At 55.7% G+C, this 20,366-nt stretch carries 18 protein-coding genes; 14 read left to right on the top strand and 4 right to left on the bottom strand.

Annotation, left to right across the window (positions count from 1 at the left end; translation table 11 throughout):
* Window positions 1–13 precede the first annotated feature (13 nt).
* The gene (gene gdhA / locus RFN81_RS18125) at window positions 14–1,357 is read left to right on the top strand and encodes an NADP-specific glutamate dehydrogenase (protein ID WP_264497139.1); all 1,344 of its coding nucleotides are present in this window, start codon (window positions 14–16) and stop codon (window positions 1,355–1,357) included.
* Window positions 1,358–1,440: 83 nt separating this feature from the next.
* Here the strand turns inward: gdhA and rsmJ are convergent, their stop codons facing one another.
* Together rsmJ and prlC are read right to left on the bottom strand one after the other, a co-directional pair.
* Window positions 1,441–2,187 carry a 16S rRNA (guanine(1516)-N(2))-methyltransferase RsmJ gene (gene rsmJ, locus RFN81_RS18120; protein ID WP_264497138.1) on the bottom strand — a complete coding sequence of 249 codons (747 nt, stop codon included), beginning with the start codon at window positions 2,185–2,187 and terminating at the stop codon, window positions 1,441–1,443.
* Window positions 2,184–4,226 carry an oligopeptidase A gene (gene prlC / locus RFN81_RS18115; protein WP_264497137.1) on the bottom strand — a complete coding sequence of 681 codons (2,043 nt, stop codon included), beginning with the start codon at window positions 4,224–4,226 and terminating at the stop codon, window positions 2,184–2,186. Before prlC ends, rsmJ begins: the two co-directional genes overlap by 4 nt.
* A gap of 252 nt (window positions 4,227–4,478) precedes the next feature.
* On the opposite strand from prlC, the gene RFN81_RS18110 reads away from it, so the two are divergent.
* From RFN81_RS18110 to mdcH, 12 genes are all read left to right on the top strand, one after another.
* Window positions 4,479–7,013, top strand: a complete 2,535-nt coding sequence (locus RFN81_RS18110) for a TonB-dependent receptor (RefSeq protein ID WP_264497136.1) — start codon at window positions 4,479–4,481, stop codon at window positions 7,011–7,013.
* A gap of 172 nt (window positions 7,014–7,185) precedes the next feature.
* Window positions 7,186–7,698, top strand: coding sequence for a sigma-70 family RNA polymerase sigma factor (locus RFN81_RS18105; protein ID WP_264497135.1), 513 nt, complete (start codon window positions 7,186–7,188; stop codon window positions 7,696–7,698).
* Window positions 7,695–8,687: a FecR domain-containing protein gene (locus RFN81_RS18100; protein ID WP_264497134.1), complete on the top strand. Its 993-nt coding sequence runs from the start codon at window positions 7,695–7,697 to the stop codon at window positions 8,685–8,687. Before RFN81_RS18105 ends, RFN81_RS18100 begins: the two co-directional genes overlap by 4 nt.
* 214 nt (window positions 8,688–8,901) lie before the next feature.
* Entirely contained in the window at window positions 8,902–9,729 is an 828-nt protein-coding gene (locus RFN81_RS18095; RefSeq protein WP_338539434.1) for an energy transducer TonB, read from the top strand.
* A 236-nt stretch (window positions 9,730–9,965) separates the two neighbouring features.
* The gene (mdcA, locus tag RFN81_RS18090; protein WP_264497132.1) at window positions 9,966–11,621 is read left to right on the top strand and encodes a malonate decarboxylase subunit alpha; all 1,656 of its coding nucleotides are present in this window, start codon (window positions 9,966–9,968) and stop codon (window positions 11,619–11,621) included.
* Complete coding sequence (locus RFN81_RS18085) at window positions 11,621–12,505, top strand: triphosphoribosyl-dephospho-CoA synthase (protein WP_264497131.1); 885 nt, start codon at window positions 11,621–11,623, stop codon at window positions 12,503–12,505. Before mdcA ends, RFN81_RS18085 begins: the two co-directional genes overlap by 1 nt.
* A gap of 9 nt (window positions 12,506–12,514) precedes the next feature.
* The gene (gene mdcC, locus RFN81_RS18080) at window positions 12,515–12,814 is read left to right on the top strand and encodes a malonate decarboxylase acyl carrier protein (protein WP_264497130.1); all 300 of its coding nucleotides are present in this window, start codon (window positions 12,515–12,517) and stop codon (window positions 12,812–12,814) included.
* Window positions 12,807–13,640 (top strand): biotin-independent malonate decarboxylase subunit beta, encoded by an 834-nt coding sequence (locus RFN81_RS18075; RefSeq protein ID WP_264497129.1) that lies wholly within the window; start codon window positions 12,807–12,809, stop codon window positions 13,638–13,640. Before mdcC ends, RFN81_RS18075 begins: the two co-directional genes overlap by 8 nt.
* Entirely contained in the window at window positions 13,637–14,437 is an 801-nt protein-coding gene (mdcE, locus tag RFN81_RS18070; protein WP_264497128.1) for a biotin-independent malonate decarboxylase subunit gamma, read from the top strand. The genes RFN81_RS18075 and mdcE overlap by 4 nt, the downstream gene beginning before the upstream one ends.
* 151 nt (window positions 14,438–14,588) lie before the next feature.
* Entirely contained in the window at window positions 14,589–15,548 is a 960-nt protein-coding gene (locus RFN81_RS18065) for an AEC family transporter (RefSeq protein WP_264497127.1), read from the top strand.
* Window position 15,549: 1 nt separating this feature from the next.
* A complete protein-coding gene (locus RFN81_RS18060) occupies window positions 15,550–16,170 on the top strand; it encodes a malonate decarboxylase holo-ACP synthase (protein WP_264497126.1) in 621 nt (206 codons plus the stop codon).
* On the top strand, window positions 16,167–17,075 hold the full coding sequence (gene mdcH, locus RFN81_RS18055) for a malonate decarboxylase subunit epsilon (protein ID WP_264497125.1): 909 nt from the start codon (window positions 16,167–16,169) through the stop codon (window positions 17,073–17,075). The genes RFN81_RS18060 and mdcH overlap by 4 nt, the downstream gene beginning before the upstream one ends.
* Here mdcH and RFN81_RS18050 read toward each other — a convergent pair.
* A complete protein-coding gene (locus RFN81_RS18050; RefSeq protein ID WP_264497124.1) occupies window positions 17,059–17,997 on the bottom strand; it encodes a LysR family transcriptional regulator in 939 nt (312 codons plus the stop codon). The two genes, mdcH and RFN81_RS18050, sit on opposite strands and share 17 nt — an antisense overlap.
* Window positions 17,998–18,102: 105 nt before the next feature.
* Window positions 18,103–18,405, bottom strand: coding sequence for a DUF2623 domain-containing protein (locus tag RFN81_RS18045; RefSeq protein ID WP_264497123.1), 303 nt, complete (start codon window positions 18,403–18,405; stop codon window positions 18,103–18,105).
* 262 nt (window positions 18,406–18,667) lie between these two features.
* Here RFN81_RS18045 and RFN81_RS18040 point away from each other — a divergent pair, with 262 nt between their 5' ends.
* Window positions 18,668–20,359, top strand: coding sequence for a molecular chaperone HscC (locus tag RFN81_RS18040; RefSeq protein WP_264497122.1), 1,692 nt, complete (start codon window positions 18,668–18,670; stop codon window positions 20,357–20,359).
* Window positions 20,360–20,366: the final 7 nt, after the last annotated feature.

The following is a 20,366-nucleotide window of genomic DNA, read 5'->3' as shown; positions in this document are numbered from 1 at the left end:
TCAGGAGCTGTTCATGGCACAAATCGTATCCCTGGCGAGTTTTCTTAACGCGGTTCAACAACGCGATCCGCATCAGCCCGAATTTCTGCAAGCCGTAAACGAAGTTTTTTCCACTCTATGGCCTTTCTTAGAACAAAACCCCCACTATGCGGATTACAGCCTGCTGGAACGATTGGTCGAACCTGAACGCGCTATTCAGTTCCGCGTGGCGTGGACTGATGATAAAGGCCATGTACAGGTGAACCGCGCCTGGCGTGTCCAGTTCAGTTCCGCGATCGGGCCATATAAGGGCGGGATGCGTTTCCATCCGTCCGTTAATCTGTCGATACTGAAGTTCCTTGGGTTTGAGCAGACGTTTAAAAATGCGTTGACGACACTCCCCATGGGCGGCGGCAAAGGTGGCTCGGACTTTGATCCGAAAGGGAAAAGTCAGGGCGAAATCATGCGGTTTTGTCAGGCGCTAATGACGGAGCTGTATCGTCACCTGGGCGCGGATACCGATGTTCCGGCGGGCGACATTGGCGTGGGCGGGCGCGAAGTGGGTTTCATGACCGGGATGATGAAAAAACTCACGAATAACACTGCCTGCGTCTTCACCGGAAAAGGGCTGTCGTTTGGCGGTAGCCTGATTCGTCCGGAAGCGACAGGCTACGGTCTGGTTTACTTCGCCGATGCGATGCTGAAGCGCCACGGTCTGGGCTTTGAAGGAATGCGTGTGGCGGTGTCCGGCTCGGGTAATGTGGCGCAATATGCGATTGAAAAAGCGATGGCGCTGGGCGCGCGGGTGATCACCGCGTCCGATTCTAACGGTACGGTCGTGGATGAAAGCGGGTTTACCCCGGAAAAACTGGCGCTACTGGAAGAGATTAAAAATCAACGCTATGGCCGTGTGGAAGATTATGCGCGTGAAGCAAAGCTCGCCTACCTGGCGGGTAAAACACCGTGGGATGTGCCGGTAGATATCGCGCTGCCATGCGCCACGCAGAATGAGCTGGATTTACCCGCGGCGCAGACGCTGATCGCTAACGGAGTCAAAGCGGTGGCCGAAGGCGCCAATATGCCGACCACGATCCCGGCAACTGACGCGTTTCTGGATGCGGGCGTGCTGTTCGCACCGGGGAAAGCGGCTAACGCCGGTGGCGTGGCGACATCTGGGTTGGAAATGGCGCAAAATGCCGCCCGCTTAAGTTGGGCGGCGGATAAGGTCGATGAAAGTTTGCGCCACATCATGCTAGAAATTCACAATGCCTGCGTGCAGTACGGCGGTGAAGGCAAACAGACGCACTACGTGCGCGGCGCCAATATTGCGGGGTTTGTCAAAGTGGCTGACGCGATGCTGGCGCAAGGCGTTGTATAATTTCCGCCTGTAGCCCGTCACTCGGTATGAGGTATCCCTGTCGCGCTATGGCGGCAGGGGCATCAGTTGCGTGAGTGACTACGTCAGAGGGGAAGGTAGAAATCGAAGCGGTGGTTCTTCGTTGCTAACATCGATTGGGCGGGTACGCCCGCCAGCGGCGGTGCGTAGTCAGGGCGTTTAACCACGACACGTTTTTTCGCCAGTGCGCGCGCGGGTGCCAGCAAGGCGTCGGCATCATCATCCGCGCCCACCAGCGATTGAAAAACCCGCATCTCTTTCTTTACCAGCGCTCGCTTTTGCTTATGTGGGAACATGGGATCGAGATAAACCACATCTGGCGGCGGCGTAATCTCACGCAGCGCGGTCACGCTTGACGCGTGCAACAAAACCAGCCGCTCCCGTAACCACGTGCCGATTTCTGTGTCCCGGTAGCCGCGTTGCAGCCCATCGTCTAATAATGCCGCCACCACCGGATTGCGCTCCACCATCCGTACCTTGCAACCTAATGCCGCCAATATAAAGGCATCGCGCCCTAACCCGGCTGTCGCATCCACGACATCCGGTAGATACGTTTTTTTGATCCCGACGGCTTTAGCGACGGCCTCGCCGCGTCCGCCGCCAAAGCGACGGCGGTGCGCCATTGTCCCGGCAACAAAATCAACACAGATAGCGCCGAGTTTGGGTTCGTCTCGCTTACGCAGTTCCAGACGTTCCGCGGTGAGCACCAGCGCCATCACCGCGGCGGGATCGGAAACCAATCCCCAGCGCGCGGCCAGTAAAGATAAGGCGCTTTCATCGGCGCCTTCTTCTGCGATTAAGCAGATGCTCATCCTTTGATGCCGTAATGCGCCAACATGGCATCCAACCGCGGTTCGCGGCCACGGAACCGTTTGAACAGTTCCATCGGTGCTTCGGAACCGCCACGCGTCAGGATGTTATCCAGGAATGACTGACCTGTCTCACGATTGAAGATGCCCTCTTCTTCAAAACGGGAGTACGCATCGGCCGCCAGCACGTCGGCCCACAGATAGCTGTAGTAACCTGCGGCATAGCCGCCCGCGAAGATGTGGCTGAAAGCGTGCGGGAAGCGGCCCCAGCTAGGGCTTGGCACCACGGCCACCTGTGCTTTGACTTCGGCCAGCGTTGGCAGAATCTGAGCGCCTTTTGCCGGATCAAACTCGGCATGTAGACGGAAATCGAACAGCGCGAACTCTAATTGGCGCAGAATGAACAACGCCGCCTGATAATTCTTCGCCGCCAGCATCTTATTGAGCAGTTCCTGCGGTAATGGTTCGCCAGTTTCGTAGTGACCGGAAATAAAGGCCAGCGCTTCAGGCTCCCAGCACCAGTTTTCCATAAACTGGCTCGGTAGTTCGACCGCATCCCACGGCACGCCATTGATGCCCGCGACACCAGCGGTATCGATTTGGGTCAGCATGTGGTGTAGGCCATGACCGAATTCGTGGAACAGCGTTGTGACTTCATCATGGGTGAACAGGGCCGGTTTCCCGTTGACGGGACGGTTGAAATTACACACCAGATAGGCAACCGGTTTTTGCAATTCGCCGTTCCCTTTGCGCAGTTTTCCTACGCAATCGTCCATCCAGGCTCCGCCGCGTTTATGTTCGCGCGCATACAAATCGAGGTAGAAACTGCCACGCAGCTCGCCACTGTCATCGAATAGGTCGAAGAAGCGAACCTCGGGATGCCAGACATCAATGTCTTTACGCTCTTTAGCGGTAATACCATAGATACGGTTAACCACTTCGAACAGACCGTTGATCACACGGTTCTCAGGGAAGTACGGGCGCAGTTGTTCATCACTGATGGAGTACAGATGTTGCTTCTGCAGTTCGCTGTAGTAAGTGATATCCCAAGGCTGCAACTCCTCCACGCCGTAATGTGCTTTAGCGAAGGCACGGAGTTGAGAAAGTTCTTCTTGCGCCTGCGGGCGGGCGCGTTTGGCCAAATCGGTCAGGAAGTCGAGAACCTGTTGTGGGTTTTCCGCCATTTTGGTCGCCAGGGATTTGTGTGCATAGCTATCAAAGCCCAGTAGCTGTGCCAGCTCATGGCGCAGTGCCAGTGCTTCCGCCATGATCTCGCTGTTGTCCCACTTGCCGGCGTTCGGGCCCTGATCGGAGGCGCGTGTGCCGTAGGCGCGATACATTTCTTCGCGCAGCGCCTGATTCGCGCAGTACGTCATAACGGGCAGATAGCTCGGAATATCCAGCGTCAACAGCCAGCCTTCTTGCCCTTTGGCTTCGGCCTGTGCTTTGGCCGCCGCCAGCGCGCTTTCCGGCATACCTTCCAGTTCGGTGACGTCGGTAATCAGTTTGCTCCAGCCCATGGTGGCATCCAGCACGTTGTTGCTGAACTGCGATCCCAACTCGGATAGACGCGCGGAAATTTCCCCATAGCGTTGTTGTTTTTCCTGCGATAGGCCGATACCGGACAGTTCAAAGTCGCGCAGCGCATTATCAACGGATTTCTTCTGTGCCACGCTCAGCGCGGCGTAATGCTCACCGTCACGCAGGCTGCGGTAAGCCTGATACAGGCCGGCATGTTGACCTACCCAGGTGTTGTGTTCGGAGAGTAATGGCAGACACTGTTCATAAGCGCTGCGCAATTCCGGGCTGTTTTTCACGGCGTTCAAGTGGCCGATAGGCGAGAAGATGCGACTAAGTCTATCGTCGCTGTCTGCCAGCGGTTGGCACAGATTGTCCCAGGTAAACGGCCCCTGTTGCGCGACCACACGTTCTACCGTCTCGCGGCAATCATCCAGCGCCGCTTTCACAGCCGGAACGATATCTTCCGTTTTGATGCGAGAGAACGGGGGAAGGGTAAATGGGGCCAGTAATGGATTCGTCATGGTGCCGTCCTGATAAGTGTAGGTGAACGCGCCGCCGAGCGGCGGAGCCGATGAATAACCGACAAAGCGGAGATTGATTGCGGATCGATTTTAATAAGATGAGGTCAAGCGCCATGAAAATCAATGGTCGAAAGGAATGATCTCCATCGTCACCCCTGTGTTTTGTCAAAAAATTTAGCGATTCATCTGCCCGATTTTGTTGTTCGCGTGACCTCCCTGATGTGCCTTTTTCAATCCTCTGGGGGAATCTTTATGACAATAAATACGCATGAGAGCGTACATAAGCCCGTTTTGACAGCCGCGCGAGCGGTTCATTGGGCGCTTAGCGTGGGCTTAAGTCTTGGAACGGTGGGAATGACGTCGGCGGCGGAGATGGCGAGCGCGGCGTCAGCACCAACAATACCTTTTGCTATTCCCGCAGGGCCGCTAGGGAACACATTGCAGGCTATCGCCAGCCGTGCCAACGTCATTCTCACTTTTTCTCCCGATCAAACGCAGAATAAAACCAGCGCTAACGTGCAAGGAACCTATACCGTTCAGGGAGCCTTCGCCGCCGCACTGGCGGGAACGGGGCTCAGCGCGATACCGACGGCTACGGGCTATCGGCTTGAAGCCACGTTAGTCGCTGAAGGAAATGACGGCAGCCTAACGATCCCAACGCTTTCGGTGGTCGGCGGCACGTCAGACAGCGCCGCAGCGGGGCGTTCCGTGTTGCGTCAGCGCGATATCGATCGCGTACAGGCGGACAATATCGCCGGACTGCTTGATAAACTGCCCGGCGTGGCGATGGCGGGATCGCCGCGTCCTGGCGGTCAAAGCCTGAACATCTGGGGGATGGGCGATATGGAAGATGTCAACGTCGTGCTGGACGGCGCGCCCAAAGGTTTTGAGAAATACCGCCAGGGCTCGGTGTTTATCGAACCTGAGCTAATCAAACGTATAGATGTTGATAAAGGGCCGCATGATATTCGCAGCGGCAACGGCGGTTTCGGCGGGACTATTCAGGTGGAAACCAAAGACGCGAGTGATTTGCTGCTGCCGGGTGAAAATTTCGGCGGTATGGCAAAGTACAGTTATCACACCAACGATCGGCAAAATGTCTACAGCGGTGCGTTGTATGGGCGTACTGAAGGCGGGATGGCTGACGGGCTGCTCTACATGAGTAAACGCGATGGTGACAACATTGAACGCCCTGACGGCACGCGCTTTGCCTACTCAACCAGTGATATGGCGTCTTACCTATTAAAGACTAACGTCTATTTAACGGATGAGCAGATGTTGACGCTCTCCGCCATGCGTTCCGAATCCAACGGCTGGCAGCCGTTTGCCGCTAAACGCGACGATATGACCGCGCCGTCACAAAGTGATGTAGACCGCTACGGCTGGGAAGAGGCGTGGCGACGTAAGCTGGTTTATCGTGATCAGGTGGATAAGAATTACTCGTTGAAATGGAATATCGCGCCGCAAGATCAACCCTGGCTGAACCTGACGGCCTCGTTCGCCACTTCAAAGACCGAACAGCATGACCGCCGTTCTGATTTGGCATCTCAAAGCAGCTATTTGGGAACGCTGGGTAACGAAAGTTGGATTAGCTATAAAGATCGGTTGGCGGAAATCAGTAATGAAAGCCAATTCACTACCGGCCCGCTCGATCATAAATTGCTGGTGGGGATGCGCTGGCACCAGCATAAGCGTAATACGCTCATGTATTACCCAAGAGAACGTACCAACGCCGAATACCATTATGGTTATTTCCAACCTTACTATATGCCATCGGGCGATCAGGAAACGCGTAGCTTTTATGTGCAGGATGCCATGACGCTCGGCAGCGTGACGATTACGCCGGGCGTGCGTTATGACCACGTAACTAATTCGGCGCAACCCAACATCGCCCCGCGTTATAACAGTAGCAACCCGGCGGCAGGGCATGACTACCGCAGTGTGACCTACACCGGCTGGTCGCCGCGCATTGGCGCGTTATGGAAGGCGACGGAGAATCTGTCACTGTTTGCCGATGTTAGCCGAACCTGGCGCGCGCCGGTCGTCGATGAACAATATGAAGTGCAGTCCGCTACGTCAAGCGTGCCGGGAACCAGTCGAGATCTGCAAGTGGAAAGCATCAAAGGGGTGCGTCTGGGCGCTATCCTGGATTTCAATCAGCTGATGCTGGAAGACGATAGCCTGCAAATCCGCACCACGCTGTTCCGCAACCGTGGCAAAAATGAAATCTTCAAACGCACGGGGGTTTATTGCAAGGCATCTTCCCAAACGGGCAGCAATTCATCCTGCGCCGGGCCGTTGTCGGTTTATCGCAACCTGCCGGGATATACAATCGAAGGGGTTGAAATCGAATCTTTCTATGACAGCCGTTGGCTGTTTGGCAGCCTGTCATTCTCCTCAATGCGGGGCGAACGCGATGCATCGCCGCGTGACCCGTGGGGCAATAAAACCTGGCTAGCTGACATCCCGCCAACCACGGCGCACGCGACGCTGGGCACCAAAATTCCGCGTCTGGATATGGCGGTAGGTTGGACGGGCGACTTTGTACGCAAGCAGGATAGGTCGCCAACTGATGGCGACCCGAAAGCGTCAGGTTGGGCGTTGCCGAAAACGAAAGGCTATGTGTTGCATGGTCTATTCGCCAGTTGGCAACCACAGTCGATAAAAGGCTTTGAGGCACGGGTGACGGTCGATAACCTGCTGAACACCGATTATCACCCGTATCTGGGCGAATCTGTATCCGGTGTGGGGCGTAATGTAAAAATCAGTGTGTTGCAACGTTTTTGATGGTCGTTCACGGGGGGCGTCCCCCCGTGAGCCTGATGATGTTACACAAGCGTAATGTAAATTCAGCAAATTTGAATAATTTCCATTTCAGAACTTGACAGTCAGAGGGAAAAAACATAAATAAGAACGATTATCATTCTTATGTTTAGCGGGTGCTCTGGGGTAAAGTGTGATGGTGAGGAAAGCAACGGCCAGCGTGAATGACTTTGCCCAGCAACTCTATTTCGAGCATCACCGCTGGCTGTATAATTGGCTACGCCATAAACTGGGCTGCCCTCAGCACGCAGAGGATTTGGCGCAGGATACCTTCCTTAACGTGTTGATGAATCCGCAACTACTCACGATTCGCCAGCCGCGTCCGTTTCTGGCTACCGTGGCGCGCCGTTTGGTCGCTAATCATTACCGCCGTAAAAAGATTGAAGAGGCTTATCTGGATGTGCTGAGCGCACAGCCTGATGCCTGCATGCCCTCCCCAGAAACACGTCTGCTTACCCTCGAAATTCTTGAACAGCTTGATGCCGCGCTGGACGGCCTGCCCGCACCGGTTAGAGAAGCCTTCCTGCTCGCGCATTTGCACGGTATGCGCTACAGCGATATTGCTGAACGTTTACGCGTTTCCAGCAGTTCGGTGAAACAGTATTTGCAACGCGCCAACCTCCAATGTTTCTTTGCGCTGCCGCTATGAACGAGCGCACTTTTTATCGTGACAGGCAGGGGCAGTCGATTCAGCCAGATAGCGCGCGTGAAGCGGTAGCCTGGCTGACCCAGTTAATGTCTGACAACGTGACGGAACAGGATCGCCGCGAGTGGCTGTGTTGGCGGGAATCTTCGACAGATAACGAACAGGCGTGGCAGCACATCGAATCTGTGTGCGCCAATTTAGGGAAATTGAACGCGCGAGCAGCGCACCAGAGCCTCTCGACGCTTAATGACAACATACCGCGCCGTAGCGTGCTCAAGGCACTCGCTGTTCTCTGTGTGGTCGGAGGCGCTGGCGTGGCTGGCGCGCGCACCGATCTCTGGCAGTCATTGACGGCGGATTATCACACGCAAGTGGGTGAACAGCGGCAAGTGGCGCTAAACGATGGCACGTTGTTGCTACTAAATACCCAAACGGCACTGAACGTGGCCTATGGCGATGATCTACGTCAGCTTGCGTTGATTCGCGGTGAAGTGCTGATCGAAACCGGTCAGGCAGAGAAAGCGACAAAGCATCCACGTCCCTTTATGGTCATAACGCCGCAAGGAAAGGTTGAGGCGCTAGGCACGCGTTTCAGCCTACGCGTAGAGGATGACCATACTCAGGTCGCGGTATATGACGGCGCAGTAAGGCTGTATCCGCAGTTGGCCGATAAGGATGATCGCGTGGTAAAACGGGGGCAAACAGCGCTATTTACCGCGCAACGCTGTGGTCAGGTGGCAACGGTGCAGGCTGAGCCCGCGTGGGTGAAAGGGCAACTGCTGGCAGATAATCAACGTTTGGCGGATTTTGTTAATGAACTGAGCCGCTATCGTCATGGCGTGATTCATTGTCAGTCGGAGGTTGCAAACCTGCGATTTTCCGGCGTTTTCCCGCTGTCGGATACCGATAATATTTTAGCTGCGCTCGTAGAGGCGCTTCCTGTGCAAGTACGTTATTTTTCTCGCTACTGGGTTCAGATTGCTGCGCGATAAAATATCCTGTTAAAAACCAATAACACTACTATTTATGCCGTTTTGACTTTTTTCCTGCCCGATCCTCATAGACAAGTGACCTATCATTATCGGTAGCTTTTTATCGGCAACAATTTTATCGCTAACAGTGTGAAGAATAACGCATGATGATTTTCTCGGAATCCTATACATTGAAATGGCGGCGTCTTTCCCGGCAACGAGGGGAGTGATGTTAATGACAGCCCAGACGTCGAAATACGATACGATTAAACCCGCTACGTCAATGCGTTGGGGAAGCGCCTCACTGCTGGCGCTGGCGTTACACGCTGCTCTGGTTATCTGGATGAGTTACCGGACTCGGGATCCCTCAGTAGCGGCCCCACCGACTGCGATAATGTTAATGGTTGCGGATAGCGTGCAATCTACTCTCAATCATCAGGATGTGCCTGTTGGCCCGCAGCAGATGTTGTCTATGCCGCAGGACGCGGCGGTTCAACCGGAAAAAATGACACAAGATGCGCCGCCGCTTGCGCCCGCGCCGCGGCCGATTATTTCGGCGGCGCACAACGAAAAACCCCAGAAAAAAGTACCGAAAATAAAGCCGAAGGAAAGGCAAAAACCGGTGCAACAGGCGACGCCGCAGGAAGCGGTTGCGCCGTTGGAAAAACCGCCGGCTCCTGCCACCAGCGCTCCGTTATCGGGCAACAGCTCAAAAGTTGCCGCACCGTATAACAGCGATGCGGCGCAGATGCGTCACGGCGTCGCCGACTGGAGCAGTCAGCTACTGGCGCATCTGAGCCGCTATAAGCGCTACCCTGTACGGGCGATTCAGCAGAGATTGCAGGGCGTTGCTCAGGTTCGCGTGACGTTGGATCGCGCGGGGAATGTGCTAGCCGTCTCGTTAGCCAGCAGTAGCGGCGCGATGCCGTTGGATAAGGAGTCGGTCTCTTTGCCGCAACGCGCCCAACCTCTGCCTGCGCCGCCAGCAGAGGTGATAGGAGACAATGCGCAACTCACTCTCACCATTCCCATTCGTTTTGATTTACGCGACGTGCGTCGCTAATCGGTCTCCTCAGGTCTGGCGCCGATAATCGTTGACGTCAGCCTCATCCGTCCATTGCCCCCCACTAGCCCATCATGATTAATCTGCCTTCTACCTGGATCACAAAACGTTAAATTGATTGTTACCCTGAGGCTAATGAACCTGCTCCGAGCTTAATTGATGCCCTGGCGAGGCGAGCGCACAATTTAACCAGACTTAAGCGAATCAAAACGATTAGCTGAATCAGGAGGTTAATAATGAAGGCTAGCCAAACTCCAGCACCTGTCTGGAATAAGCGCCGCACAGAGAAACAGCGGCGCATGGCGTCTACCCAGCTACAAGGCAAAGTGATCCCCACCGATGACCTTGTTGAGATGCTTGAAAAGTTGATTGCGCCTGGCGACCGCGTGGTACTGGAAGGTAACAACCAGAAGCAGGCGGATTTTCTTTCCCGCATGCTTGCGCAAGTCCGCCCGGCAAAAATCCATGATTTGCATATGATTATGCCGAGCGTAGGGCGCAGTGAGCACCTGGATATCTTTGAAAAAGGTATCGCCCGTAAGCTCGATTTCTCCTTCTCTGGGACGCAAAGTCTGCGCATCTCCCAGTTGCTGGAAGATGGTCAGTTAGAGATCGGCGCTATCCACACCTATATTGAACTCTATTCTCGTCTCTATGTCGATCTGGCGCCGAACGTGGCGTTGATTGCCGGCTACAAAGCAGACCGTAACGGTAATCTTTACACCGGGCCGAGTACCGAAGATACCCCGGCGCTGGTTGAAGCCGCCGCGTTCCATGACGGTATTGTCATCGCGCAAGTCAATGAACTGGTGGATGAGGATAGCGACCTGCCGCGCGTAGATATTCCCGGTTCCTGGATCGACTATGTCGTGGTGGCCGACCAGCCGTTCTTTATCGAGCCGCTCTTTACCCGCGATCCGCGTCTGATCAAACAGGAACATATCCTGATGGCGATGATGGCGATTAAAGGCATTTACGCCGAGCATCAGGTTCAGTCTTTAAACCACGGTATCGGCTTTAATACCGCCGCCATCGAACTGTTACTGCCAACCTACGGCGAACAGCTTGGACTGAAAGGGAAAATCTGTAAACACTGGACGCTGAACCCGCACCCGACGCTGATTCCGGCGATTGAAAGCGGCTGGGTCGAGAGTGTTCACTGTTTTGGCGGCGAATTAGGGATGGAAGAATACATCCGCGCTCGCCCCGACGTCTTCTTTACCGGCGCAGACGGTTCGATGCGCTCAAACCGCGCATTCTGTCAGTTAGCCGGCCAGTATGCGGTAGATATGTTTATCGGTTCCACTTTGCAGGTTGATGGCCTGGCGAACTCCTCTACGGTGACGCGCGGTCGTCTGTCCGGTTTTGGCGGCGCGCCTAACATGGGCCATGACCCGCACGGTCGTCGTCATGCTACTGCCGCCTGGCTTGCCATGAAAAATCAGCCCGATCCGCTGGAGCGTGGCCGCAAGTTGGTTGTCCAGATGGTGGAAACCTTCCAGGCAGGCGTGAAACCGACTTTCGTTGAGAAACTTGATGCGGTTGATGTCGCGCAGGCCGCCGGAATGCCGTTGGCCCCTGTCATGATCTACGGCGATGATGTCACGCACGTGCTCACCGAAGAGGGGATCGCCTATCTCTATCGTGCGGAAAGTCTCGAAGAGCGTCGGGCAATGGTCGCCGCCGTAGCGGGGATTACCGATATCGGGCTGGGTGTGGATGCGAAGCGTGTCGCGCAACTGCGGCAGAGCGGCAAAGTGGTGTTCCCTGAAGATATCGGTATTCGCCGCAGCGATGCCACGCGATCCCTACTGGCCGCCAGCAGCGTGGCGGATCTGGTTGAATGGTCCGACGGTCTTTATAACCCACCCGCTAAATTCCGGAGCTGGTAATGAAATTACAGCCACAGATCGGTGAGGAAAGGGGCGCTCGATGGCTTGCCAGGGTCGCGACCCTCAGCCTGATCGAAGAAGCGTGCTTAAGCCCGAAACCCGGTCTGGTGGATAGCCGGGGAAACGGCGCGCATCACGACCTTACGCTAAGCCTGATGATCCGCTCCGCTCAAAGCCTCACCCCAACATTTCAGGCACTGGCATTACAAAGCTGGGGACGTCCGGCGGATATCGCGCTGCGTCAGACTATCGGACGTCTGGGTCGCGAGGGCGAGCGGCAGATGATGGCGGCCACCGGCGGAGTAAACACCCACCGTGGCGCTATTTGGGCGTTGGGGCTGCTAGTTTGCGCCGCCGCCATGCTGGCCAATTCTGGGGACAGCCTGGCGATTGCCGCCGAGGCCGCCCGACTCGCCAACTTGCCGGACAGCGCGGCGCCGAAGGTTTTTAGTAAGGGGTTACGCGCGACGCATCGCTACCGCGTTCCCGGTGCGCGGGAAGAGGCGCAACAAGGGTTCCCGCATGTGATGAAACTGGCGTTGCCGCAGCTTCGTCGTAGCCGCGAACGGGGCGCGACAGAAGCGCAGGCGAGGCTGGATGCGCTGATGGCTATCATGACCTCGCTCTCCGACACCTGCGTGTTATCCCGCGCCGGTCTGGAGGGGCTGGAGACGATGCAATACGGCGCCCGTAGCGTGCTGGACGCAGGCGGCACGGCTGAGGCGGCAGGTCGGGCAGCGCTGGCCGCACTCGATAAGCAGATGCTGGCGCTCAACGCCTCACCGGGTGGCGCGGCCGATCTGCTGGCGGCCACGCTATTGGTTGACTGCATCGCCTGCGACGCGCCGTCAGTTACCCCACTTATGCAACATACATTAATTTAAGAGGGCGTTATGGAACACATTACGTTGTCATTTCCGGCAACCCGTACCGTCAGCGGTAAATCGCTGGCCGGCGTGGTTGGTTCCGGCGATATGGAAGTGCTGTTTACCGCCGATGAAGGGAAGACGTTGGCTATCGATATCACCACCTCCGTCGATAATAGTCAGCGCCGCTGGCAGTCGCTTTTCGACCGACTAAGCGCGCTCAACGGCTTGCCTGCCGGGAAACTACAGATCCACGATTTCGGTGCGACGCCGGGCGTGGCGCGCATTCGTATTGAACAGGTGTTTGAGGAGGTGAGTCATGCGTGACGATCGTAGCTTTATCGAACTGAAAGCACGCGAACGTGCCCGCTGGTTACTGGATGACGGCAGCTACCGTGAACTGCTCGACCCCTTTGACGGCATTATTTCACCGTGGTTAGGGCCGCAGGGCATCGTCCCGCAGTCTGATGACGGCATGGTGGTCGCCAAAGGCACGATCAACGGTCAGCCTGCCGTTGTGATTGCGATCGAAGGCGCTTTTCAGGGCGGTAGCATGGGGGAAGTCTCCGGGGCGAAGATGGCCGCCGCGCTTGAACTGGCGGCTGAAGATAACCGCAACGGCATTCCGACTCAGGCGGTGCTCTGCCTGGAAACCGGCGGCGTGCGCTTGCAGGAAGCCAACCTCGGCCTGGCGGCCATCGCCGATATTCACGCCGCGATCGTCGATCTCCGGCGTTACACACCGGTGATTGGCGTTGTGGCAGGCACCGTCGGCTGCTTTGGCGGGATGTCCATCGCCGCCGCGCTGTGCAGCTACCTGATCGTAACCCGCGAAGCGCGCCTTGGCTTAAACGGCCCGCAGGTTATCGAACAGGAAGCAGGGGTTGAAGAGTATGACTCCCGCGATCGCCCCTTTATCTGGAGCATGACCGGCGGTGAAGTGCGTTATCAGAGTGGTCTGGTGGATGCGCTGGTGGGTGATGGCGTCAACGCCGTCAAACAAGCGGTCAATGCGGCGATCGCGCAAGGCGTACCGCACAAGCATCGTACCGATAACTACGCCTGGTATCTGGAACGACTGACTAGATTCGACACCAGCAAGCAGGCCGATGCCGAACAGATTAAACAACTTTTCGGGGAGGATCGCTCATGAGCCAGAAACTGAGCCGTGGTGCCGTATGGCTGGAAAAATTAACCGCAAATGCGCCACGTCTGCCGGGACTATGCCCGTCGGTGCAGGTGGCAGACGGGACTATTGAGGGTAAACCGGTACGATTTATCGCCGTGGTGCCGGATGAACACAACCACTACCCACGTGCCGCACGGGGCGAAGTCGGTTTGTTAGAAGGCTGGACGCTGGCAAAAGTGGTCAACGAAACCATCGCCGAAGATAGCGACAAGGCAGAGAAACGCGCCATTGTGGCGGTGATCGATGTGCCAAGTCAGGCCTATGGTCGGCGGGAAGAGGCTTTCGGTATTCATCAGTCGCTGGCGGGCGCGGTAGGCGCTTACGCCAACGCCCGCCTTGCTGGTCATCCGATTGTTGGTCTTATTGTCGGCAAGGCGATGTCCGGGGCGTTTCTGGCGCATGGCTACCAGGCTAACCGCTTGATCGCCTTTAACGATCGCGGCGTGACGATCCACGCAATGGGGAAAGCGTCCGCGGCACGTATCACCCTACGTTCCGTAGAAGCGCTAGAGAAACTGGCAGCCACCATTCCGCCGATGGCTTATGACGTCAGCAATTATGCAACGCTGGGCCTGCTTTCCGCCTTACTGGACATCGCTAACCCGGATGCGCCGGGCGATGATGATCTGAAGACCGTGAATGCGGCATTAGTGACGGCAATCCATGAGGCTCGTACCGATCCTTCGCTGAAAAGTCGGCTGAAAGCGCCAAATCGCCATAGTTCAGCCCTTGTTCGCGAACGTATGCGCGCCAGTTGGTAAAGAAAACAAACAGTCTGCCAGACGATATGGGCACAGGATTCTGTGCCCAATAATAATGCGCGTCCTAACAATAGGCGCCTGAAAATCATCCTCGCATCGGTACTGGCTCTCTTTTAACTACCAGTGATAACTACAAACTACAGGTGATGTTATGGCTTATGTCATTGTTCATGCTCTCGCGCCCATTTTCGTCATCATGCTGCTAGGCTTTTTCGCCGGCAAAGCGAAAATGGTCGACAACAACAATGTTGCGTTACTCAATATTTTCGTCATGGATTTCGCGCTGCCCGCTGCGCTATTCAGCGCCACGGTTCAAACACCGTGGGCAGGTATCGTCCAGCAGTCGCCGCTGATTGTGGTGCTGGTGCTGGCAATGTGGATTACCTATGCGGCCATCTACTTTATGGCGACCACCCTCTTTAAAAAATCGCCACAGGATGCCGCCGTGCTGACTTTAACGGTCGCCCTGCCAAACTATGCGGCGCTGGGCCTGCCGATTCTGGGCAGCGTTCTGGGGGAAGGCGCTTCGACTTCGCTTTCTGTCGCGGTTTCTATCGCCTGCGGCTCCGTACTCATGACCCCGTTCTGTCTCCTGATTCTAGAGCGTGAAAAAGCGCGGGCGGCGGGAGAAGCGACAGGGTCTACCCTGACGATGCTTCCGGTGCTGATGTGGCGTTCGGTGAAAAAACCGATTGTCTGGGGGCCGCTGTTAGGGGTTGTGCTGTCTGCGCTGGGTGTTCATATGCCGGATCTACTGCTGGCTTCGATCAAACCGCTGGGTCTGTCTGCTACCGCCACAGCCCTGTTCCTTACCGGCGTAATTTTGTCGGCGCGTAAATTGCAGATCAACACCATGGTGATCACGTCGACTATCACCAAGTTGCTGATTCAACCTTTTATCGCCTGGGGGATCGTACTGGCGCTGGGCCTAAGCGGCTCCGTGGCGATTACCGCTATTCTGATGATTGCGTTGGCCGCAGGCTTCTTTGGCGTGGTCTTTGGCAACCGTTTTGGTGTGCAATCTCCGGATGCAGAAGCGGTGTTGCTGCTGAGTTCCGTGCTCTCTATTCTGTCATTACCGCTATTTATCACACTGACGTCGGGGATCTGATATGAACATGCCGCGCCCACATGACCTGCTTTGGCTTACCGACCGCGAGGCGTTGGAAGGCATCAGCGAAACATGGGTCGCTAGCCTGTGGCAACCGACTTTACCGGTAGTGGTGCGGCGCGATACTTACCCCGACGGACGCGTTCCTGTTGGGGTACGAGGACGGCGGCGCGACCAGCGCGCGGCAGGTTGGGTACGCGTGGAACATATTACCCGCGTCATCACGCCGGAATCGCTGGCTCACCATAGCCTGCTGCTGCGCTCGCCGTTCGCCGCCATGTCGCCGGTTCAGGGGGCCATTCTCCTGGCGAATCGTGCGTGGCCCTGGGATTGGGGGATTACCGGCAGTGTAGGATACGCTTTGGCGACGGGCGTGCCGGTGCTCCATGCCGACAGCGATTTGGATCTCACTCTGCGCTGCCCTCGACCACTCGATCGTGAAGCGCTACAGGTGTGGCAGACGGCAGTCAGCCAACTCCCGTGCCGCGCCGATACGCAAGTTGACGTGCCCGGCGGTGCCTTTGCGCTGACGGAATGGCTGCGTGCCGGGCGCGTGTTGTTAAAAACTAACCACGGCCCACGACTCGTCCGCGATCCGTGGCATATCGAGGGGGCAGCATGAAAATTCTTTTTACCTTTCCTGGTCAGGGGACACAGCGGCCCGGTATGTTGCAGTCGTTACCTGCTGATAGCGATATTATGCGTCGGGCTCGCGCCATACTCGGTGATGAAGTCGATACGCTGGATGCGCCGGCAGCTTTGCAACACACCAGAGCGGTTCAGCTCTGCCTACTGATTAAAGGGGTTGCTGCCGCCTGTGAACTAGAGCAAAACGGCATCAAGCCGGATATGGTTAGCGGCCTTTCTATCGGGGCGTTTCCCGCCGCCGTCATCGCTGGCGCGCTGAGGTTTGAAGATGCGTTGCGTCTGGTCGCGCTACGTGGGGATCTCATGGAGCAGGCCTGGCCCCACGGCTATGGGTTGACGGCTATTACCGGCCTGCAACTGGGGCAGGTAGAGACGTTGATGGCGGGGAGCGGCACCTATATTGCCAATATTAACGCCGAGCAGCAGATAGTCATTGCGGGTCGGGATGAGGATATGGCTCAGGTGGCGTGTAAGGCGCTGGAGAAAGGGGCGCAAAAAGTGAAGCGGCTGGATGTGAGCGTGCCTTCCCACTGTGAACTACTCAATGAACCGGCTAAAGCGCTTTTTGCGGCGTTTAACGATGTCACGCTATCTCGCCCACAGTGTGCCTATCTCAGCGGCAGCACCGCTCGGGTACTCTGGCGACCTGAGCAGATTGCCGACGATCTGGCTTTCAACATGGCGCGAACCGTCCACTGGCATGATGCCATGCTCGCGGCCAACGAACGCGATGTGCGGCTGGCGATTGAAATGCCACCCGGCAGTGTGCTGACCGGGCTAACCCGACAGGCCTTCCGCGAAGGCGATATGCTCTGTGTCGAGCGCAATAGCGTGGCGGTCATCAAACGCCTGGCGGATCGTACTATAGCGGCGCGTTAGGGGTATCGATAAAAGTACGGGCGTACATGCGCCCCTCGGCGACCAGCGCCAGCAGATTAGGGTCGAGCTCGCGGTTGCGGGCAAAGACGATAGCGATGGTCTGCTTCATCTGGTATCGCTCCGCCAGCTTTAACAGTTGAACGGAATTTTCATAGACTTTCTTCATGCGTCCTGGCATCAACGATAATCCCACGCCCGCCTGTACCAGGCTTAACATCGAAAAAATGTCGTTCACGCGAGTCACAATCTCTGGCTCAAACCCGGCGATATGAAAGGCCTCTCGAAAGCCCGCATAGGTAGCGAAACCTTCCGCCAGCGAGACAAACTTCTCATGGCGAAAATCTCGCAGATCCGCACTACGGCTAGTGTCGAGTGGGAAGGTAGCGGGGGTAGCCAGAAAAATGTCATCCTGAAAAAGCGGTAAAACCTCAAGATGGGTGAGATCCACGTCGCTGTCGGAAACCGAAATCAGGATGGCATCAAGCACATCATCTTCCAGCATATTGAGCAGCATCTGGTTAGATCCCATTGTGAGATCCATCTCCAGTTCGGGCCGCCGAAGTTTCATTCCCATGATCAGGCGGGGCACGGTCTCAAGGGTAAGGGAGTACAGCGTGCCGATACGCAATCTGCCCTGACCGACCCCCGCCGCCTGCCGTGTCTCTTCGATGCCGCGTTCCATTAGCGTCACCGCCTCCTGACTGTATTCAAGCAGGGTCCAGGCGGACTGGAGCGGAACAAGATTGCGGCCTTTATGGATAAACAGTGGGCAGCGTACGCCCTCTTCAAGCGTGTGCAGCGCCCGGTGAACGCTCACGCCGCTAATTCCCAGTGCCTCGGCTGTACGGGCGATATTTCCCTTTTCCATAAACACGATAAATATTTCAAGTTTGCGGAAGGTGATCTCTGCATCTATTTTCATGGGCTGCCTGGCGATCCTGCTGCGGTAAGCGTTTCCAATAACTTACCCCAAAATGGCCCAATATCACATTTTCCGCTCGCGATTATGCCGCGCGTTTAATGCATCTCACGTTGATTGGCGCGACGTGTGTGCGTCAAAGCCGGCATAAAAGAACCGAATTGTGTAAGGGTTACCTTGTTCGGTAAAGAACTCGGCGACGCGCTCTCGCTCTAACCCATAACGGCGCGACAATAACCCGGCTTCAAAGGCTGCCTGCTGGCGGTCTCCCTTAGTTTCCGCCAAATTATGCGCATAGCCGCAAATATAGCCGCGCCGATAATCGTAACAGTAAGGATGGATATCATCGGTGGATTTGGGGTTAGCGGCTTGTAGGCCAGCGAGGACGCCGCGCGCGAAGTGGTTTCTCATGGCAATGCTCCGTAAATCAACGTTATGCATTTTATAATATAACGCTTATTTATCACTCACCAGATCGCGTGAAAAAAAATCTTGGCCTGCCAAGGGGCTTGCCTTAGGCGTGTTATCTGTCAAACCGCATGTAGGTTGGCTGCGCGGCCCAGTGGGTTTAGCGTAAGATATGTCTGCTCGCTGAAGGGGTTAGCGATCGACATCAGTTGAGCTTTGGGATTACTTTTTCGTTTGAAGGATATGATTAACAAGGAATAACAGCATGATGCATTCGCAACACGCATCCCCGGCAATTGGTATCGATCTGGGCACAACGAACAGCCTGATTAGCGTTTGGCAAAATGGCGAAGCGCACCTGATACCCAATGCGCTAAATGACAATTTCACGCCCTCTGCCATCAGTATTGATGACGACGGGAGTATTCTGGTAGGTAAACCCGCTATTTCCCGTCTGACGACGCACCCGGATAGATCAACATCGCTGTTTAAGCGCTACATGGGGAGCAAGAAAACGTTCAGACTCGGCGACAATACGTTCTCTCCTGCCGAATTATCGGCAATGGTGTTGAAATCACTCAAGGCCGATGCGGAGAGTTACCTTGGCCACGCTATCAAGGATGTGGTGATCTCCGTTCCCGCCTATTTTAGCGATGAACAGCGTAAACAGACGCGTTTTGCGGCAGAGCTGGCAGAGCTGAATGCGGTACGTTTAATCAATGAGCCCACGGCGGCCTCCATGGCTTATGGCTTACACACGCAGGCGCTGGGGCGTACGCTGGTTTTTGATTTAGGCGGCGGGACTTTCGATGTCAGCGTACTGGAATATGCGTTCCCGCTGATCGAAGTACACAGTTCGGCGGGTGACAACTATCTGGGAGGCGAAGATTTTACCCAGGCGATAGTGCAAGCCTGTTTGAAGGCGTGGAAGCTTGAAGATTCGGGGATCCCCGCGACGGATTTGGCGCGTCTTTATAGTCAGGCTGAAGGACTGAAATGTCGTCCCGGTTTTCCTGCTCAATCGAATGAGTTGATATGGCACTGGCGCGAGGAAGAGTGGCGTGTCGTACTGGATGCGGAAGAGATTGACGCGGCCTGGCTACCGTTGATGAACCGCATTCGTGCCCCGATAGAGCAGGCGCTACACGATGCTCGCTTGAGGCCGGAGCAGTTAGACCACGTGGTGCTGGTCGGCGGGGCATCTAAGATGTCGATCGTGCAGAAACTGGTGGTCAGGCTATTTGGCAAATTACCTTATCAGCATTTGGATGCGGATACTGTCGTCGCTAAAGGCGCAGCGGTACAAGCCGCTTGCCGGTTACGAGAACAGGATATTGAAGAAGTGATCCTAACCGATGTATGTCCTTATACACTTGGGATCAGAGTGGCTGATGATAAACGTGAAGGGCTTTTCTCTCCGATACTGGAACGCAATACGGTGGTGCCGACGTCGCGCGTAAAGGACTTCTCCACCGAGTCACCGGGGCAGGAGGGCATCTGCATTGCGATCTATCAGGGCGAAAGCCCTTATGTTGATAACAACGTGTTTATTGATGAATTCACCATGCCGATAAAAGCGAAACCGTATAAGCAATCTATCGAGGTGCGCTTTAGCTATGACATCAATGGGCTATTGGAAGTCGATGTTAACCTACCGGATAGCGGCGATAAGTTCACGAAAGTTATCGATCGCAGCCCGATGGGGCTGAGTGATGAGCAACAGCAAATAAGCCGTCAGAGATTACAAGCGTTGAAGATTCATCCCAGAGACAATCTGGTCAACCGTAATCTATTGGCGAGACTAGAAAAAGCCTGGGCGCAATCGCGTCTGGACACGCGCGAACAGGTGGGATTCTGGCTGCGTGATTTCGAACAGGCGCTGGCAGAACAACACGCGCCGACGATTGACGAAGTACGGCAACGTGTTGAGCAATATCTGGATGAACTGGCTTACTAATTATTGA

It is taken from the genome of Pectobacterium cacticida (assembly GCF_036885195.1).
GTDB classification, from domain to species: Bacteria; Pseudomonadota; Gammaproteobacteria; order Enterobacterales; family Enterobacteriaceae; genus Pectobacterium; species Pectobacterium cacticida.
Note: the sequence above shows the minus strand (reverse complement) of the source record. Positions and strands in the feature narration are given on the sequence as shown.

Excerpts from the sequence above, each read along its gene's own strand:
- gdhA (WP_264497139.1), top strand. The coding sequence starts at position 14 with ATGGCACAAATCGTATCCCTGGCGAGTTTTCTTAACGCGGTTCAACAA.
- rsmJ (WP_264497138.1), bottom strand. The coding sequence starts at position 2,187 with ATGAGCATCTGCTTAATCGCAGAAGAAGGCGCCGATGAAAGCGCCTTA.
- prlC (WP_264497137.1), bottom strand. The coding sequence starts at position 4,226 with ATGACGAATCCATTACTGGCCCCATTTACCCTTCCCCCGTTCTCTCGC.
- RFN81_RS18110 (WP_264497136.1), top strand. The coding sequence starts at position 4,479 with ATGACAATAAATACGCATGAGAGCGTACATAAGCCCGTTTTGACAGCC.
- RFN81_RS18105 (WP_264497135.1), top strand. The coding sequence starts at position 7,186 with ATGGTGAGGAAAGCAACGGCCAGCGTGAATGACTTTGCCCAGCAACTC.
- RFN81_RS18100 (WP_264497134.1), top strand. The coding sequence starts at position 7,695 with ATGAACGAGCGCACTTTTTATCGTGACAGGCAGGGGCAGTCGATTCAG.
- RFN81_RS18095 (WP_338539434.1), top strand. The coding sequence starts at position 8,902 with ATGACAGCCCAGACGTCGAAATACGATACGATTAAACCCGCTACGTCA.
- mdcA (WP_264497132.1), top strand. The coding sequence starts at position 9,966 with ATGAAGGCTAGCCAAACTCCAGCACCTGTCTGGAATAAGCGCCGCACA.
- RFN81_RS18085 (WP_264497131.1), top strand. The coding sequence starts at position 11,621 with ATGAAATTACAGCCACAGATCGGTGAGGAAAGGGGCGCTCGATGGCTT.
- mdcC (WP_264497130.1), top strand. The coding sequence starts at position 12,515 with ATGGAACACATTACGTTGTCATTTCCGGCAACCCGTACCGTCAGCGGT.
- RFN81_RS18075 (WP_264497129.1), top strand. The coding sequence starts at position 12,807 with ATGCGTGACGATCGTAGCTTTATCGAACTGAAAGCACGCGAACGTGCC.
- mdcE (WP_264497128.1), top strand. The coding sequence starts at position 13,637 with ATGAGCCAGAAACTGAGCCGTGGTGCCGTATGGCTGGAAAAATTAACC.
- RFN81_RS18065 (WP_264497127.1), top strand. The coding sequence starts at position 14,589 with ATGGCTTATGTCATTGTTCATGCTCTCGCGCCCATTTTCGTCATCATG.
- RFN81_RS18060 (WP_264497126.1), top strand. The coding sequence starts at position 15,550 with ATGAACATGCCGCGCCCACATGACCTGCTTTGGCTTACCGACCGCGAG.
- mdcH (WP_264497125.1), top strand. The coding sequence starts at position 16,167 with ATGAAAATTCTTTTTACCTTTCCTGGTCAGGGGACACAGCGGCCCGGT.
- RFN81_RS18050 (WP_264497124.1), bottom strand. The coding sequence starts at position 17,997 with ATGAAAATAGATGCAGAGATCACCTTCCGCAAACTTGAAATATTTATC.
- RFN81_RS18045 (WP_264497123.1), bottom strand. The coding sequence starts at position 18,405 with ATGAGAAACCACTTCGCGCGCGGCGTCCTCGCTGGCCTACAAGCCGCT.
- RFN81_RS18040 (WP_264497122.1), top strand. The coding sequence starts at position 18,668 with ATGATGCATTCGCAACACGCATCCCCGGCAATTGGTATCGATCTGGGC.